Origin of the sequence: Marinobacter salexigens (genome assembly GCF_018860765.1) — a bacterium.
GTDB classification, from domain to species: domain Bacteria; phylum Pseudomonadota; class Gammaproteobacteria; order Pseudomonadales; family Oleiphilaceae; genus Marinobacter; species Marinobacter salexigens_A.
This window is the reverse complement of record NZ_JAHKPV010000021.1, coordinates 762927-779189: the sequence shown is the minus strand read 5'-3', so window position 1 is coordinate 779189 and position 16263 is coordinate 762927. Positions and strand designations below refer to the sequence as shown.

Sequence of the window (16263 nt, the reverse complement as noted above, 5' to 3'; positions counted from 1 at the left end):
CCTCGTTTACCTGCCGCTGCGCTAAAAAATTGCGGCAAAGGCCTGCAGTTTTTTGGTGGTTTGCTGTGCTTTGTAAGAGGTGTTGCGAAAGGTGTGCCAGTTTTAAGTAGGTACGATGCTTAACGTGGCTGACACATTCTTTCGATTGCTCTGGAAGTTACAGGCAAATGCCGCGGGTTTAACGATGAGGTAGTATGTTGTCAGGCGATATCGGGTATTTATTGGTGGGGATCGGCATGGCAACTAAGCGAACACTATTGGTAACGGGCGGTGCTGGGTTTATCGGTTCGTCAGTGGTGAGGCATATCATGAACGCCACGAACGATCAGGTGGTTGTGCTCGATAAGCTAACCTACGCTGGCAATCTGGATAACCTTGCCGAGTTCAGTCAAAGCCCTAGATATAGATTTGAGCGCGGGGATATATGCGATCGAAAAACTGTTGATCGCATCCTTGAGGAGTGCCGCCCTCACGCCATTTTACATTTGGCGGCTGAGAGTCATGTGGACCGCTCGATTCTTGGGCCAGCGGCATTTATCGAGACCAACATTCTTGGCACCTACACATTGCTTGAAAGCGCCAGACATTATTGGAATAGTTTAGGAAGTCCGGAGCAGCAGGCGTTTCGCTTTCACCATGTTAGTACCGATGAAGTGTTCGGCGACCTTGCCGATGAAGAAGGGGGCGCAACAAAGCGTTTCCACGAAGCAACACCCTATGCGCCCAGCAGCCCATATAGCGCCAGCAAAGCCAGTTCTGATCACCTCGTGCGGGCTTGGCACCGAACCTATGGGTTACCTGTATTGATTACGAGTTGTTCGAACAATTATGGTCCTTATCAGTTCCCGGAAAAACTGATCCCTTTGATGCTTACGAATGCACTGGAAGGTAAGCCATTGCCGGTGTATGGAGATGGTGGGCAGGTTCGGGACTGGCTTTATGTTGATGACCATGCAGAAGCACTTTACCGAGTCTTGACAGAAGCTCGGCCCGGGGAGGTGTACAACATTGGCGGAAACGCGGAAAGGCGGAATATTGATTTGGTTCATGCCTTATGCGAAGTATTAGAAGAGTTGGCTCCAGAAAAGCCCGCAGGAGTTGCCTGGTACAAGGATCTGATTACGTTTGTGCAAGATAGACCGGGCCATGACAGGCGCTATGCGATTGATGCGAGCAAAATTGCAAGAGATCTGGCTTGGCAGCCCCGCGAAAACCTAAAAACGGGGCTGAGAAAAACGATTGCTTGGTATCTTGATAATCCGCTTTGGTGTGAACGTGTTAATAGTGGCGCATACCGGCAGGGGATAGAGCCGTGAGAATTCTTCTTTTTGGAGCTGAAGGGCAGTTGGGTTGGGAGTTGCGCCGTTCGCTCTCTGTATTGGGAAGCGTAGAGGCGATCACCCGTAATGACGGGCTGAAGGTTGATCTGGAAAAGCCTGAGAGCCTGCGCATTTGTATTCAAAGCACTAGGCCAGATGTCATTGTAAATGCGGCGGCATTTACCGATGTGGTTGCGGCAGAAACCCAGCAGGAAATGGCATTTCGCATCAATGCAGAAGCCCCCCGAGTGATGGCTGAAGAAGCCAAACAGATAGGTGCTTTATTTGTACATTACTCAACGGATTATGTGTTCGATGGCAATTCGAGCTCAGCATACGATGAGAGCAGTAAGACGGCACCCCTAAACTTGTACGGCAAGAGCAAGCTCGCCGGAGATATGGCTATTACCCAGAGTGGTTGCGACTACCTTGTGTTCAGAACAAGCTGGGTGTACTCCGCGCGTAGAAAAAATTTCCTCAGCACTATGCTGCCGCTTTTAACCTCTCGACAGAGCCTGAGTGTTGTGTGTGATCAGGTGGGTGCGCCAACCTCTGCGGAATTGATTGCGGATATCACCGCTCATGGGGTTTTGGCAGCGCTTAATGATAGAAAACACTGTGGGCTTTATCATTTGGCTGCATCTGGAGAAGCCTCTTGGTGGCAGTTCGCTGTTCTTATTTCAGAGCAGTTACGCGCTAAGGGTATGCGAACGGTAATGGATACGGATGCCATCAAACCAGTAACCAGTGCTGACTATGCTGGTGGCGTCGCACGACCACTTAACTCACGCATGAGCTGTGACCGTTTGCGAAAGGCTTTTGGTTTGCACTTACCTCGTTGGGAAGACGGTGTAGCCCGAGTAATTGATGAGCGGTTTTCTCTTGCGGAAAAGGAGATATTGAGATGAAAGGGATTGTACTTGCTGGAGGCTCTGGAACTCGTTTGTATCCCATTACTCAAGGAGTGTCTAAACAGTTACTGCCGGTGTATGACAAGCCGATGATCTATTACCCATTGTCGGTGCTTATGCTTGCCGGTATCCGCGAGATTTTGATTATTACCACGCCAGAGGACGGCCCTTCCTTTCAACGACTATTGGGCGACGGAAAGCAGTTTGGCATTGAACTGAGTTACGCAGAACAACCTCGGCCCGAGGGCATTGCTCAGGCCTTTCTGATTGGTGAAAGGTTTATTGGTGAAGACAGCGTATGCCTAGTTTTGGGTGATAATATTTATTATGGCCAAGGGTTGAGTCAGCGCCTGCAGCGTGCGGCGAGCAAAGATACCGGTGCAACGATTTTTGGCTATCAGGTAAAAGATCCAGAGCGCTTTGGTGTAGTGGCGTTCGATGAGGCTGGCCACGCCATCTCCATTGAAGAAAAGCCTGAAAAACCGGCCTCAGATTACGCAGTTACGGGTCTGTATTTTTATGATAATGATGTTATTCAAGTGGCAAAATCCGTTAAGCCGTCAGCTCGCGGCGAGCTGGAAATAACCGCCGTTAACCAAGCGTACTTGAGCGCGGGAAAGCTAAATGTTGAGTTACTGGGGCGGGGATTCGCTTGGCTGGATACAGGTACGTTTGACTCTTTGTACGAGGCATCTGGGTTTATCGAAACTCTCGAAAAACGTCAGGGGCTAAAAATCGCCTGCCTTGAAGAAGTGGCCTACCGGATGGGCTACATTGGTCGTGAAGCGTTGATTCAACAGGCGGAAAAACTGCAAAAGAACAGTTACGGCGAATATCTCAAAAAGCTGGCAGGCTCAGATTCTAAAGGGGCATGGTAAATGGAAATCAGAGATACCGCCTTAAGCGACGTAAAGCTTATATTGCCTAGGGTATTCGGCGACAGTCGTGGGTTTTTCAAGGAAGTCTGGAATCAGCGAGAGTTTGCCAGACATGGGCTAAACGTTAACTTTGTGCAGGATAATTTTAGCCGTTCTTGTCGCAACACATTACGTGGGCTGCACTTTCAAGAGGCAAAGCCTCAGGGCAAGCTCGTTTGGGTCAGTCGCGGAGAGGTATGTGATGTGGCTGTGGATGTGCGCCGTAATTCGCCAACCTTTGGGAAGTGGGTTGCCGAGTGTTTGTCTTGCGAAAACCATCGCATGCTCTGGATACCACCGGGATTTGCTCACGGCTTTCGCGTTTTGAGTGATGAGGCCGATTTCCAATACAAGTGCACCGAGTTCTATGTTCCAGATGATGAGCGATGCATTCGTTGGAATGACGAAACTTTAGCGATTGACTGGGGCGATGTTGATCCTGCCGAATTGATTATTTCAGAAAAAGACGCCAACGCCCCAAGCCTGAAGGCAATGTTCGAAGTCTAAACGTGCAACGTCTATTAACCAAAAAAGGCCGGGTTCATTGCCCGGCCTTTTTGATTTTTACTTGAACGCTTATCCCTGCAGCAACTGTAATACCTGCTGCGGCCGCGCATTGGCCTGAGCCAATACCGAGAGGCCAGCTTGCTGGAGCACCTGTGTGCGCGCCAGATTTGCAGATTCCGCTGCAAAGTCGGCATCTTGAATGCGCGATCGAGCTGCGGAGAGATTTTCTGCTGTGGTGCTTAAGTTCGCAATAGTGGACTCCAGCCGGTTCTGGACGGCGCCAAGGTCTGCACGAATGCTGTTGATGGTCTCAAGGGCAGAGTCGAGTACCCGCATGGCACTGCTTGCGCCTTCAAAATCGCTGATGTCTATATCTGCCAGCGTTTCCGTTGTCGAGCCATAGGCTGTGGTAGCTGCGAATAGCCCTGTGGCGCCGCCGACATCGCTGGAGACAGCAAAGCTGGTGGCTGAATCAAACGTAACCTCGCCAGCAATTCGCGCACTGTCAGTCGCCCCGGCAGTCAGTGTCGTCGTGTCTCCGGAAGAACTCTCTAGCCCAACGGTGCCGCCACCATTATTGGTAAAGCCCTCAATAACAATGTCTTTACCACTCTCTTGAATGAGCTTCATTTTACCGCCATCGACTTCTGCCGTTATGCCGGTTTTGCCGCTGCTGGCATTTATCTCACGGGCCAGAGCTTCAATATTTGTGACATCTGAGATCTGAGCAGATACTGTGGCTTCATTGCCATCACCAGTCGATAGTTTCATGGTGACGGTGCCGCTCGCCGAAAGTGGTCCAAAGTCTACAGATGTTCTGGCAGAGGCTGTTACCCCAGTTGTTTCAGCTTTCTTGTTGATCTCAGCGGCAATAGATTCGGCTGTTGCACCGGAGGCGGTAATCGCAACCGTTTGCTCATCTAGCGAGCTGGAAATTGTCAGGTTTTGAGGGTCGAGATTGTTCTCAGTGGGAGCAGTGCCTGACGCTGTTGCTATTGAGCCTGTACCTGTGCCACTAGCGACAGTGTCCCGAGTATTATTCGCAAGGCTGTCGATTCGAGTGCCTGTAATCGACACTGAAATCGTTTGGTTCTCATTCGCCCCAGCCTGAAACTTCTGCGCCTGAAAGGTACCGTCAAGTAGGTTAAGGCCGTTAAATTGTGTAGTAGTCGCTATGCGTTCCAGCTCTTGCTTGAGTTGGTTCACCTCTGACTGCAGTGCCTTTCTGTCGGAGGCCGAGTTTGTTGCGTTTGCAGCCTGAACTGCAAGCTCGCGCATACGCTGCACAATATTGCCGGATTCGCCCAGTGCGCCTTCCGCCACCTGAGCCAGAGAGACGCCGTCGTTGGAGTTTCGAACCGCCTGATTGAGGCCGCGCACTTGAGAGCTAAATCGCTCCGCTATAGCTAAGCCCGCAGCGTCGTCCTTCGCGGAGTTTATGCGCAAGCCGGAAGACAGACGTTGGAGTGTTGTATCTGCATCTCGCTGTGAAGCATTCAGATTGCGTTGAGCGTTCAGCGACGCGATGTTGGTGTTAATAATCTGAGGCATGTCTGTTCTCCCTGCTCAGCATTGCCGGAAACTAGGTTCATGAAGCTTGTGGTGAACCGTTGCCGGCTGGAATTCGTTTGATTGCCGTTTGGTAGAGATAAAGCCATGCTCATGCCACATTTGTGAAAAATCATAATTTACAGAAGGTTGTGCATCGTTTTGAGTTTGTCTGAGTGTCTTGGGGATTTGATTGCCATTAAAATGACTGGGCAATGAGGTAAAAAATTGCCGCCATTTGATCAAGCAGAAAGTCATTGGAGTGACGCTTCAATTTGCTGCTAGGATGGGGTTAACTTATAACTACTATTTTTCCTCTGAGGGTTTACGCTTTGTCTGAAGACCTGATCACTGTCACTCGGCCTAGCCTTCCTGATTTGGAAAAGTTGCAGCCGCTCTTGGAGGAAATCTGGAAAAGTGGGCGTTTGACCAATGGCGGCCGTTTCCACGAGGAGTTAGAGGCGCGCCTTTGTGACTATCTTGGCGTTGAATATCTGTCGTTATTTACCAATGGGACAATTGCTCTGGTTACCGCTTTGCAGGCTATGGGGGTTACTGGAGAAGTTATTACAACGCCCTATACGTTTGCAGCGACGCCCCATGCGTTGCTTTGGAATAAATTGAAGCCGGTGTTTGTGGATATTGAACCTGACGGTTTCAATATGGATGCTTCGAAGATCGAAGCGGCGATAACGCCAGAAACAACAGCTATTCTCCCTGTTCATTGTTACGGAACGCCAGCAAACGTAAGTGAAATACAGCGTATAGCTGATCTCCATGGTTTGCATGTTATCTATGATGCGGCACATGCTTTTGCGGTGCGTCATAAGCACAGCAGTCTTCTCGATGCTGGCGATATTTCGGTGCTTAGCTTTCATGCTACTAAAGTTTTTAATACCTTTGAGGGAGGTGCTTTAATCCTCAAGGATAAAGAAACGAAACAGCGAGTGGACTACCTAAAAAACTTTGGCTTTGCAAATGAAACTACCGTTGTAGCGCCAGGCATCAATGGCAAGATGAATGAGTTCCAAGCTGCTCTTGGCCTCTTGCAGTTGGATAAGATTGATGAAGATATTTTGGCCAGACGGAGGGTCTACCGAAAGTACCAAGCCGCATTAGCGGGTATTGCTGGTTTGAAATTAATGGACGAGCCATTGGATACACAGTGGAACTATTCGTATTGTCCAGTGCTTGTGCAAGACGAGTTTCCAGTTTCGCGAGATGAACTCTATGACGACTTTCGAGAGCGGCGAATTTTAGTGCGTCGTTATTTCTACCCTCTCGTTTCAGATTTTCCAATGTACTTTGATTCTTCAGCCTTCTATAAGTGCGCCTCATCGGTTGCAGAGCGTATCTTATGCCTTCCTATCTATAGTGATTTGAGTGAACAGGACTTCGCTCGGATTATTGAATGCCTGAATGATGTGGTTGACAAAAGTACTGGTAGATACAGGGGCAAAGAATGAAGCTGGCCATAATGCAGCCTTATTTTTTCCCTTATCCGGGCTACTTTCAATTACTAGCGCAGGCAGATCTCTGGGTAGTATTCGATCACTGCCAGTTTGTGAATAAAGGTTGGGTGAATAGAAATCGAATCCTCCACCCAGATCCCGAGAAGGGGTGGCAGTATCTCACTGTACCTTTGAGCAAACGAGGGCGCTTTGACTTTATCGATCAGATAGACATTGATGAGAATGCGGATTGGCGGAAGAGCCTAGTTGGTAAGTTGACCCATTATCGAGCCGCACCCCATTATCAGGAGGTGATGGCGGTTTTCAAGGACGCTCTAAGTTATCAGGGCTCCCGATTGTCTGCTTTCTTAGTTAACTCCCTTCGACTACTCGCGGATTACCTTGGGGTGAAGACACGAATTGTGGTCTATTCTGAGCTTAGTCTTGGTGTTGAGAAGGTGGTGCATTCCGGTCAGTGGGCGTTGAGAATCTCTGAAGCGCTGGGCGCCACCGAATACCTCAACCCCATAGGAGGAGAAAGTCTCTTTGACCCATTGGAGTTTTTTGAAGCGGGTATCGAGCTTCGTTTTCTGGAAACACGCATTCGTGAGTATTGTCAGGGTCCATACGATTATGTGCCGAACTTATCTATTCTTGATGCGATGATGTGGTGTGACTCCGATACCCTCAAAAGCATGTTGAGCGAAGACTTCTCAATTCACTCATGTTCAGGGGCTTTTAATGAGTGCTGACTATCTTCACAAAGAATACCCCAAGCAGTTTGATCGCGATGCTTTTTGGGAGCAAATCAAGAGGACAGTGAATGGAAAGCCTGTCAGCGACCAAGATATTAGAATGATTGTCGATCAAATACAGAGCTCGCTCGACTTGCGTTCAGATGAGAGGCTCCTTGATCTAGGTTGTGGAAATGCAGCTCTGGCTAGTTATCTTTTTGGTCATGTTCAGCAGTACTTCGGTGTTGATTTTTCGGACTACCTAATTGGGGTGGCTAGAGAGTTTTTTTCACATGCAGGTAAAACCCATTATTACTGTGACGACGCAGTAGCGTTTACAAACGCGTTTGAGTACCCAGAAAAGATAGACAAAGTAGTGATCTATGGGGTCATTTCGTATCTTGCCGCTGCTGATGTCGAACACCTTGTCTCGACACTCTCGAATCGATACACCTCTTGTAAGCGGATATTTATTGGCAACATACCTCATCGTAGTAAAGCGGCTGTGTTTTTTAGGCGTCGAAACGTTGAGCAATATCGTCTTGATGACCCAGAGTCAGCCATTGGGATTTGGTGGGCACCGGAGGAGTTCATCCGGATCGGCAACATGTTTGGATATGACGTTGACATTTTAACGATGCCTGAGTCTTTTTATGGTGCCGAGTATCGATTTGATGTGTTGTTAAAAAGGCCATAATGGTGCGTGAGTCAAGCCATTTTCTCTCAACGTCGAATCTGTACGAGCCCGATAAACACCGAGTTCTCGGTTATGTCGATTTATGGATGGCAAAAGGTGGACACTCGCGACCCGGCGCTCTGGTTGCCCTGTTGGAACAGCGTCTTTGTGAGTACCACCACTCTAAGTATTGCGTTGCTTTTGCTACAGGGTTTTGGTCGTTGGTTGCATGTTTGCGCCTTAAAGCTTTGAATGCACCTGAAGTTATTATCCCCTCCTTTACCTACAGACGGTTGGCTGACGTGGTGTTCTGGGCAGGCAAAACGCCTCGTTTTGTTGATGTAGACCCCGGAACACTGGCTATTTCGCCGAAAGCAGTTGAGCGTGCAATAAGTTCTAAGACTGGAGCCATTCTGGCGGTACACCCCATTGTTAACTGTTGTGATGTGGGCGCGCTTCAAGGCATTGCGCACGATCACCGGGTTCCCATTGTTTTCGATGCCGTCGAGTCTGTACACGAAACCTGTGAAGGTCGAAGAGTTGGTTCTTTCGAAGGTGCAGAGGTATTTTCCCTTCATGCCAGTAAGCTCATAAATGGACTCGAGGGCGGCTACGTTTGCTCAGATGACCGTGAGTTTGTGGCTCGCCTTCGCCGTTTCAAAACCCATGACGCGACAAGCGCTTCGTTGCAAGAACCTGGTAGCTGGATACCATCGGAAATGCCAGACCTGCATGCTGCTTTTGCTCTTGCTGGGCTGGATGAAATTGACCTAAATGTGAGCCATAACCAGCGTATTTATCGCGCGTATCAGGCGCGACTAAAAACCGTTCCCGGCATCAGACTGAGGGCATTTGATGAAGCAGAACAGACTTCATTTAAGAATATCGTCGCTGAGCTGACAGACAGGAGCTCGTGCTCGAGGGATAGTCTGGTTCAACAACTGAACCACAACGGCATGTTGGCGAGAGCTCACTACTCACCGCCGCTACACACCCGCTCTTACGAGTTTCCTGTTTCATGTCCTGATGCTCTGCCCGTTACTGAAAGTGTTGCCGCGCGGTTTATTAACTTACCTTGCGGCTTCCGAATGAAGGAAGGTGATGTGTCAAGCGTGGTTGATGTGATCGAGAAGAGTCTGTCAATGGATAGCGGGGGCTAAAATGGAAACCTATGATGTCCATGCTGTCGTTAATGAGATTCTGAAAAATCAGTATTTTACCAATCATGGGCCGTTAGCCCGTGCTTTGGAGGCGAAATTATCAGGGTGGTTCGGTGTTCGCAATGCAGTGCTGGTGGGAAGTGTCGAGCTCGCCTTGTTAGTTTCACTGATTGCGATGCGTAAGGAAGGCCAGCGGAGACTGGTTTGTAAATCACAGGACTATAGTTCGAGGCTGATGCACATGGGAGCGTTATGTGGCCTCGAGGTCTGCGCAATAAAAGAAATGAAAATGTACTCTGAAGAATCTGATGTCTTCTATCGGGCGATTCAGAGTTCAGGCGTGGATCAGTTTCTGGGTGGTTCAAATGGTCATACTGTTATAACTGAAGTGTGTTCAAGCTGGTGGCGCTTCTCTCCTTCTGTTGGCAAATTCGCCTCCTATCCTATGCCATTGATATTGCCTCTACCTACGGAAGGCGGTGGGTCGGTGTTACTGTTTGATTCAGATGAAGATGCCGAAAGGGCTAGAAACGTTCGCAGTAGCTATGGGATCACAAAACCGGTTTCGGTTTTCGTAACCTGTAATGGGCGGTATTCGGAGGCTCAGGCTGGGGCAGTGTTGAACTTTCTCAATCGCTGTAGTCGTTCCGTACAGACTGGGACATAAGACAATAAGGTTAGGATATGAATGAACCAGATATCGGACACATGAAAGCTGAGGCCTACAGAGAATTTGAAGCCGGAAATTTCAAGCGAGCTGCAGAAGTTTTGATAGCAGTGGAGTCTCGTATTGGTAGTTATGACGCTTTGTCGAACGACATTGCTGTTGCCCATTTCAAGAAAGGTGATTTCGAGGCTGCAATTGGGAAATTTCAAGAGGCGTCGGAGCTTCAAGCGCTTGCGTCAAAGCTGATTATTGATAATTTGATCGAAGTAATGAAAGACAGCAGGGAGGTTTCGATGCAGCCGGAGAGGCTGCCAGAGGAGGAGGTCGCAAGGCAGCTCTCTCGGACATTTTGTCCCTTATGCGGTTCTGCGGATAAGGGGTTTCAGGCATTGCCAGAGTTTTATCGTAAGCATGCAGCGGAGCATGGTTTTAAGCATTTTGGGCGTGGAGAAATGACGGCTCATGAGACATACACCTGCATGGAGTGTGGGGCGTCTGATCGTGAGCGTTTGTATGCCTATTGGGTATCATCAGTGCTTTGTCGGCAAGAGTTGAGCCGTAAAGCAAAGGTTATGCACTTTGCGCCAGAACCCGGATTTTCACGCTGGATGGAATCTATTGGATTCACTGACTACCAGACTGCGGACTTTGCAATGGGCGGTGTTGATCATCAAGTTGACTTGATGAGCCTGCCGTTTAGCACGAATAGCGTAGACTTTTTTGTGTGCAGTCATGTTTTAGAGCACGTCATTGATGATCGCAAAGCTATTGCTGAGCTCTTCAGAATCTTGCGACCTGGTTGTATATCACTGCTGATGGTGCCAATTATCTCTGGGCTTGATGAGATTGATGAGGACCCCGAAGAAAGTCGTGAGTCTGAACGCTGGCGTAGGTTTGGCCAAGGAGATCACCTCCGACTGTACAATCGTGAGAGCTTTGTGTCGCGAGTGCGTGGCGCCGGGTTTGAAGTCAGTCTACTAGATGTCAGCTATTTCGGTGCAGCGACCTACCAATCGCTTGGGTTGAAGAAAGAAAGTGTTCTTTACGTCGTCAAGAAACCTGAGATGAGCAACGTATGACTCGTCAGAGAACTGAAATGCTGGACGTGAGCTTTATTATAACGGCGTTTAAAGCCACTTTTGTTCGCGAGGCGATTGACTCAATTTTTGCCCAACGGGAACTAGATAGCTTTGAAATCTTGGTCATGGATGATTGTGCTGACAAGTCTATTGCCGAAGCTATAGCGGATTACGCAGATCCTCGCATTCGGTACGTTAAGTCTGCCACGCAGCTAGGAGGGCTCGTAGGCATGGACTACGGGGTCAGACTAAGCAAAGGGGAATATATAAAATTTCTGAATGACGACGATGTTCTGGTTGAAAACTGTGTGCTTAGGTTACGCGAAGCGCTGGATCAGCCAGGTGTCGTATTGGCTTCATCAAGAAGGAAGCTAATTGACGAGTCTGGGAAAGAGTTGAGTGACCGCCTATTTAATCTGGTTCCGTTCGATCAGGACTCCCGGCTTTTGGGTAAGGATGTGCTTGAGTTTTTGAGGGTGTTTCCGATTAATTTTATCGGGGAGCCTAGTACGTTCATGGCTCGCAGAAGTGATTTAATAGGAGCTTATCCGCATCTGAGTGCGCTTAATAATCGGCTTATAACCTCTGTAAACGATTTGGCGCTGTACGCTAGATTACTGATGCGAGGTGATCTTGCCTTTGTCCAAGAACAGCTATCGTGTTTTCGAATTCACTCGGGACAAAACCAACGACACGCCAGCGCTCAAACGTTAGGCGAGAATGGACGTAAAGCCTTCCTCGCGCAAATCGATGCCATGCTTGGCGGTGAGGTTCGGAGAGAAGGGGCGGTCCAAGTCAAACCCCTTTGGAAGCCGTCGGCTGCGTTTAAGTCGGTTTCATTTAAAAATTTCTATCAGAAAGCAGGTAGCATTGATGACGCTGCGTTGACAGCTTTCTCAGATCTTGAAAGACGTGTCCAGGAGTGTGAAAGAACGGATGGCGTGATTGGTCTCGATTCTTGGTATGGGCAACGCGAGCTGCCCATACCGATAGCTAGAAAGCTAGAGGTTCTGGCGTCCCAACAATCCCTGTGCCTCATTCTTATTGATGCCGCGCCTGAAACCTATAACCTTAATATCTCGATACTCGCTTTTAGAATCGCTCGCTACTATTGCCCCTCGCTAACGTGCGTGGTTTTAACTCCCGACGAGGCGTTTTACAGGAAGGAGTTGTTTCAAGATGTTCGGTTTATTCAATATGACCGCGGAGAGGCAGCGGTAGCGCTAAATCAGTTCGTTATAGGCGTGGTTGAAGCTGACTGGGTTGTGATCGCAAGGACTCCTGCAGAGTTAACTCCGGCAGGCTTACCGCTATTGTTGGCAGAGCTGGAGTCTTCGGGGCAAGCCTTGGATGCGGCCTACGGAGATGAGCTGCTGGAGCATAATGGCAAAACAGAAAGTGGTTTTTTCCGTTCTGGTCTGAATCTGGATTTGCTCCTTAGCTCGCCCGCAGATATGTCGCGGCACTGGATTTTCAGGCATTCGACAGTTCAGGCGCTTGGTGGCTTTAGCGAGGTCGATGAAAGTGCCTTTGAGTTGGACTATATACTGCGCTTGTTAGAAGAAAAGGGATTTGGCTGTATTGGCCGCTCTGATGAGCCCTTGTTCCTGTTGCATTCGGGCACACAGAGTTTTGATCTGGCGAATTATGTCCCCGTCATCCAGAAACATCTTGAGCGCCGAGGATATGCAACAGCCCGGGTTGCGCAAGGCCTAGCATCCAGTAGTTTACGTGTTAACTATTCACACCCAACCACACCTCTCGTTTCAATTATTATACCGACCAAAGACCAACTCCACTTAGTTCAGACTTGTGTTGAATCCATTCTTGAGAAGACAGCCTACGCTCATTACGAGATTCTTATTGTCGATAACAATAGTGAAACGCCTCAAGCTAAAGCTTGGCTGAAAGGCATTGAGGACATGGCGCTGCCTAACTTGCGCGTTCTTCGATATCCAAGACCCTTTAACTTTTCAGCCATTAATAATTACGCAGTTCAGCATGCGAAAGGCGACTATGTACTTTTGCTTAACAACGACACAGGAATAATTCAATCGGATTGGCTGGATGCAATGATGAACCACGCCCAGCGACCGGAGGTGGGCATTGTCGGTGCGAAATTGCTGTTTCCGAACGGTAGAGTTCAGCATGCTGGTGTTGTTGTTGGGATGAGGGGCGCCGCAGAACATATATGTATTGATGCAGAGGCCAATGAGCCCGGCTATATGAACCGCCTCGTTGTGGATCAAAATTACTCGGCAGTGACTGGCGCCTGTATGTTGGTAAGGAAGTCGGTTTATGAGCAGGTAGGTGGTTTGGATGAGGAAGCCTTTGCAGTCTCTTATAATGATATCGATTTCTGTCTAAAGGTGGTGCAGACGGGTTTCTTGATCGTGTGGACACCTCACGCTTTGGTAATGCACGTTGCAAATGCAAGTCAAACATCCGTCGATAAGACCGTTCAGGAAAAGAAGGTTAAGCGCTTCGAGAGAGAGCGGGAGGCTATGTTTGAACGTTGGCTCCCGTACATGGCAAATGATCCGGCGTTTAATCGCAACCTTTCTTTGAGAGCCACAGGCTTTGAAGTGGAACACAGGGTAGAGCTGAATTGGCAGCCTCAAAAAGCCCTGGGTTTGCCGACGATTCTTTTGCATCCAGCGGATCAGTGGGGTTGTGGCCATTATCGGATGATGCAGCCCCTTGAGAGTATGAAGGCGCAAGGAGTGGCAGGGGGCATGATCTCAAGGGAGTGGCTAACTGTGCCTGAACTGGCTCGCCTTGATCCTGATGTCGCCGTTTATCAACGGCAAATCACAGATGAAGCCATTGCCAGCATGAAGCAGGTGAGGCGCTTCCTGAAAAAACCGGTGGTATATGAGTTGGACGACTATCTTCCAAATCTACCACTGAAAAGCGCCTACCGAAAAAATATGCCTAAAGACATTCTCAAGTCACTAAGGCGGTCTTTAAAGCATGTTGATCGGTTTGTGGTATCTACCCACCCGTTGGCAGAAGCTTTTAAGGGAATCCACCCAGATATTCGCGTGGTGGAGAACCGGCTACCGCTTGATTGGTGGCAAGATTTGAGTTCTTTGCGGCGTCAGTCTGACAAGCCGAGAGTGGGTTGGGCTGGCGGCATCGGGCATACAGGTGATCTTGAGTTGGTAGAGGCTGTTGTTCGCGATCTCACTGAAGAAGTCGACTGGGTATTCTTCGGTATGTGCCCTGATGCACTGCGGCCCTTTGTTAAAGAGGTGCATGAAGGCGTAGATATTACTCTGTATCCCAAAAAACTGGCATCAATGAACTTGGATCTGGCAATCGCGCCCCTCGAAGATAATCTCTTTAATCGGTGTAAAAGCAACCTTCGGTTATTGGAATATGGCGCGTGCGGGTTCCCGGTTGTGTGCAGCGACGTCGAGCCATACAGAATGCATAACTTGCCGGTCACAAGGGTTAAAAACCGCTATAAGGATTGGTTGGATGCGATACGAATGCAATTGAGCGATCTGGATGAAACGGCCAGACAAGGGGATGAGCTCAAGAGTGTGATCCTGCGAGACTGGATGCTCGAAGGCGAGAATCTCCAGCAATGGCTGGGTGCTTGGACGAAGTTTTAAGCTTTTACACTTTTTTACAAAAGAAGCGGAATATTTTCTAAAGAGTGCTGGTGAGGTGCCGTTAACTGAAATAACAGGGCGGCGCTCACAACCCAAAGCCGGGCGCTAGACCGTTTTCAGTAAAACGACTTTTGTCGAAGGGGAAGCATTATGGCTCTCGGTATTAACACTAACGTTGCATCACTGTCCGCTCAGAACCAGTTGAGTCGGTCGCAAAGCCAATCAAACCAAGCTCTTGAGCGTCTTTCTTCTGGCCTGCGTATTAACTCGGCAAAAGACGACGCTGCTGGCTTGGCAATTTCTAACCGTTTTGAGTCTCAAATTCGCGGCTTGAATCAGGCCACCCGTAACGCGAACGACGGTATCTCTTTGGCGCAGACGGCTGAGGGTGCCTTGGGTGAAACAAGTAATATTCTACAGCGAGTTCGTGAATTGGCTGTTCAGTCAGCCAACGCCTCAAACTCTTCTTCCGACCGTCAAGCCTTGCAGGACGAAGTGAACCAGTTGACATCAGAGCTGGATCGTATTGCAACCACTACGAACTTTAACGGCCAAAAGCTGTTTGACGGCTCCTTCGGTTCTGTACAGTTTCAGGTTGGCGCTAACGCCAATGAGACTATCTCTGCATCCACATCGAACCTTCGTACAGATAAGTACGGTAATAATCAGGTGATTGCTGATGGTGCTGCGGCCGGTGCGACTGCTGCTGCGTCAGGCGGAACAGCGAATAACGCAGTAACAAGTGGTTCTGTAGCAATCAACGGCTACTTGGGCTCTGAAGATATTGATATCGCAGCCAACGCGACGTCGAAAGACATAGCGGCAGATATCAATGCCAAGACCGCCGATACGGGCGTAACTGCCACTGCGCGTACAGAGGTTGATCTGTCTTTTGCGGCTTCGGGTAGTTACACCTTGAACCTGACATCTGAAAACAGTGATGCACAATCTGTATCCTTCACGCTCGATTCAAGTGAAGGTCAGGATGCACTGTCTGCAGCAGTTGCGGCGATTAACGATCAGTCGTCTAAGACCGGTATCAGTGCTCAGGTTGCAGAAGATGGTAAATCGGTTGTTTTGACCAACGAAACCGGCGCAGATATCACAGTAGGTGATACGGCAGTGCAAAACGCAGGCGCTGTATCGGTCACGAAGCAGTACCGTGATGAGGATGGCGTGTTGCAAGATGCTGGTGGCGTACAAAGTTTAGCCGCTGATACCACAGCCGAAGACGTCGTGAGTAGCGGTTATTTGCAGCTTGATTCGGACCGTTCCTTCGCTGTTGACGTTACTACTTCAAACGTGTTTGCAGACGAAGGTTCTGAAATGCGTAAGGTGTCTGAGCTAGATGTGACATCGTTTGAAAGTGCAACTCAAGCGTTGAAAACTGTTGATGCTGCACTGAACAACATTAGCTCACAGCGTGCGAAGTTCGGTGCGATCCAAAGTCGCTTCGAGAGCACCATCTCCAACCTGGAGTCCACCAGCACTAACCTGAGCGCCGCTCAGAGCCGGATTCTTGACGCAGACTTTGCGGCAGAAACCGCCAAGCTGTCCAAGGCTCAGGTACTGCAGCAGGCTGGTATCTCGGTACTGGCACAGGCAAATGCTCGTCCGCAGCAGGTTCTTTCCCTCCTGCAGTAAGGGATTAGCGGTAACAGCCGGAACCTTCGG

At 49.2% G+C, this 16263-nt stretch carries 13 protein-coding genes; 12 read left to right on the top strand and 1 reads right to left on the bottom strand.

Features of this window, described 5'->3' with window-relative positions:
- Positions 1 to 194: 194 nt before the first annotated feature.
- From rfbB to rfbC, 4 genes are read left to right on the top strand one after another with little or no spacing between them, the layout of a single operon-like run.
- A complete protein-coding gene (gene rfbB, locus KO508_RS17110; protein ID WP_354668052.1) occupies positions 195 to 1316 on the top strand; it encodes a dTDP-glucose 4,6-dehydratase in 1122 nt (373 codons plus the stop codon).
- Positions 1313 to 2227, top strand: a complete 915-nt coding sequence (gene rfbD, locus KO508_RS17105) for a dTDP-4-dehydrorhamnose reductase (RefSeq protein WP_354668051.1) — start codon at positions 1313 to 1315, stop codon at positions 2225 to 2227. Before rfbB ends, rfbD begins: the two co-directional genes overlap by 4 nt.
- Positions 2224 to 3108, top strand: coding sequence for a glucose-1-phosphate thymidylyltransferase RfbA (gene rfbA, locus KO508_RS17100; RefSeq protein WP_216009479.1), 885 nt, complete (start codon positions 2224 to 2226; stop codon positions 3106 to 3108). The genes rfbD and rfbA overlap by 4 nt, the downstream gene beginning before the upstream one ends.
- On the top strand, positions 3109 to 3654 hold the full coding sequence (rfbC, locus tag KO508_RS17095; protein ID WP_216009478.1) for a dTDP-4-dehydrorhamnose 3,5-epimerase: 546 nt from the start codon (positions 3109 to 3111) through the stop codon (positions 3652 to 3654).
- Between the two features lie 69 nt (positions 3655 to 3723).
- On the opposite strand, the gene KO508_RS17090 is transcribed toward rfbC, so the two are convergent.
- On the bottom strand, positions 3724 to 5205 hold the full coding sequence (locus tag KO508_RS17090; RefSeq protein WP_216009477.1) for a flagellin: 1482 nt from the start codon (positions 5203 to 5205) through the stop codon (positions 3724 to 3726).
- A gap of 329 nt (positions 5206 to 5534) precedes the next feature.
- Here KO508_RS17090 and KO508_RS17085 point away from each other — a divergent pair, with 329 nt between their 5' ends.
- From KO508_RS17085 to KO508_RS17050, 8 genes are all read left to right on the top strand, one after another.
- Positions 5535 to 6668 carry a DegT/DnrJ/EryC1/StrS family aminotransferase gene (locus KO508_RS17085; RefSeq protein ID WP_216009476.1) on the top strand — a complete coding sequence of 378 codons (1134 nt, stop codon included), beginning with the start codon at positions 5535 to 5537 and terminating at the stop codon, positions 6666 to 6668.
- Complete coding sequence (locus KO508_RS17080) at positions 6665 to 7405, top strand: WbqC family protein (protein ID WP_216009475.1); 741 nt, start codon at positions 6665 to 6667, stop codon at positions 7403 to 7405. Before KO508_RS17085 ends, KO508_RS17080 begins: the two co-directional genes overlap by 4 nt.
- Positions 7395 to 8084, top strand: coding sequence for a class I SAM-dependent methyltransferase (locus KO508_RS17075; RefSeq protein WP_216009474.1), 690 nt, complete (start codon positions 7395 to 7397; stop codon positions 8082 to 8084). Before KO508_RS17080 ends, KO508_RS17075 begins: the two co-directional genes overlap by 11 nt.
- Before the next feature lie 86 nt (positions 8085 to 8170).
- Complete coding sequence (locus KO508_RS17070) at positions 8171 to 9223, top strand: DegT/DnrJ/EryC1/StrS family aminotransferase (RefSeq protein WP_216009473.1); 1053 nt, start codon at positions 8171 to 8173, stop codon at positions 9221 to 9223.
- Position 9224: 1 nt separating this feature from the next.
- Positions 9225 to 9890: a DegT/DnrJ/EryC1/StrS family aminotransferase gene (locus KO508_RS17065; protein ID WP_216009472.1), complete on the top strand. Its 666-nt coding sequence runs from the start codon at positions 9225 to 9227 to the stop codon at positions 9888 to 9890.
- Between the two features lie 17 nt (positions 9891 to 9907).
- On the top strand, positions 9908 to 10969 hold the full coding sequence (locus tag KO508_RS17060; protein ID WP_216009471.1) for a methyltransferase domain-containing protein: 1062 nt from the start codon (positions 9908 to 9910) through the stop codon (positions 10967 to 10969).
- Entirely contained in the window at positions 10966 to 14589 is a 3624-nt protein-coding gene (locus KO508_RS17055; protein WP_216009470.1) for a glycosyltransferase, read from the top strand. Before KO508_RS17060 ends, KO508_RS17055 begins: the two co-directional genes overlap by 4 nt.
- A gap of 150 nt (positions 14590 to 14739) precedes the next feature.
- Positions 14740 to 16233: a flagellin gene (locus KO508_RS17050; RefSeq protein WP_216009469.1), complete on the top strand. Its 1494-nt coding sequence runs from the start codon at positions 14740 to 14742 to the stop codon at positions 16231 to 16233.
- The last annotated feature ends 30 nt before the right edge of the window (positions 16234 to 16263 follow it).

Bases quoted from the DNA above. Each gene is read 5' to 3' on its own strand.
- KO508_RS17080 (WP_216009475.1), top strand. From the start codon at position 6,665: ATGAAGCTGGCCATAATGCAGCCTTATTTTTTCCCTTATCCGGGCTAC.
- KO508_RS17075 (WP_216009474.1), top strand. From the start codon at position 7,395: ATGAGTGCTGACTATCTTCACAAAGAATACCCCAAGCAGTTTGATCGC.
- rfbC (WP_216009478.1), top strand. From the start codon at position 3,109: ATGGAAATCAGAGATACCGCCTTAAGCGACGTAAAGCTTATATTGCCT.
- KO508_RS17060 (WP_216009471.1), top strand. From the start codon at position 9,908: ATGAATGAACCAGATATCGGACACATGAAAGCTGAGGCCTACAGAGAA.
- KO508_RS17055 (WP_216009470.1), top strand. From the start codon at position 10,966: ATGACTCGTCAGAGAACTGAAATGCTGGACGTGAGCTTTATTATAACG.
- rfbA (WP_216009479.1), top strand. From the start codon at position 2,224: ATGAAAGGGATTGTACTTGCTGGAGGCTCTGGAACTCGTTTGTATCCC.
- KO508_RS17050 (WP_216009469.1), top strand. From the start codon at position 14,740: ATGGCTCTCGGTATTAACACTAACGTTGCATCACTGTCCGCTCAGAAC.
- rfbB (WP_354668052.1), top strand. From the start codon at position 195: ATGTTGTCAGGCGATATCGGGTATTTATTGGTGGGGATCGGCATGGCA.
- KO508_RS17070 (WP_216009473.1), top strand. From the start codon at position 8,171: ATGGCAAAAGGTGGACACTCGCGACCCGGCGCTCTGGTTGCCCTGTTG.
- KO508_RS17065 (WP_216009472.1), top strand. From the start codon at position 9,225: ATGGAAACCTATGATGTCCATGCTGTCGTTAATGAGATTCTGAAAAAT.
- KO508_RS17090 (WP_216009477.1), bottom strand. From the start codon at position 5,205: ATGCCTCAGATTATTAACACCAACATCGCGTCGCTGAACGCTCAACGC.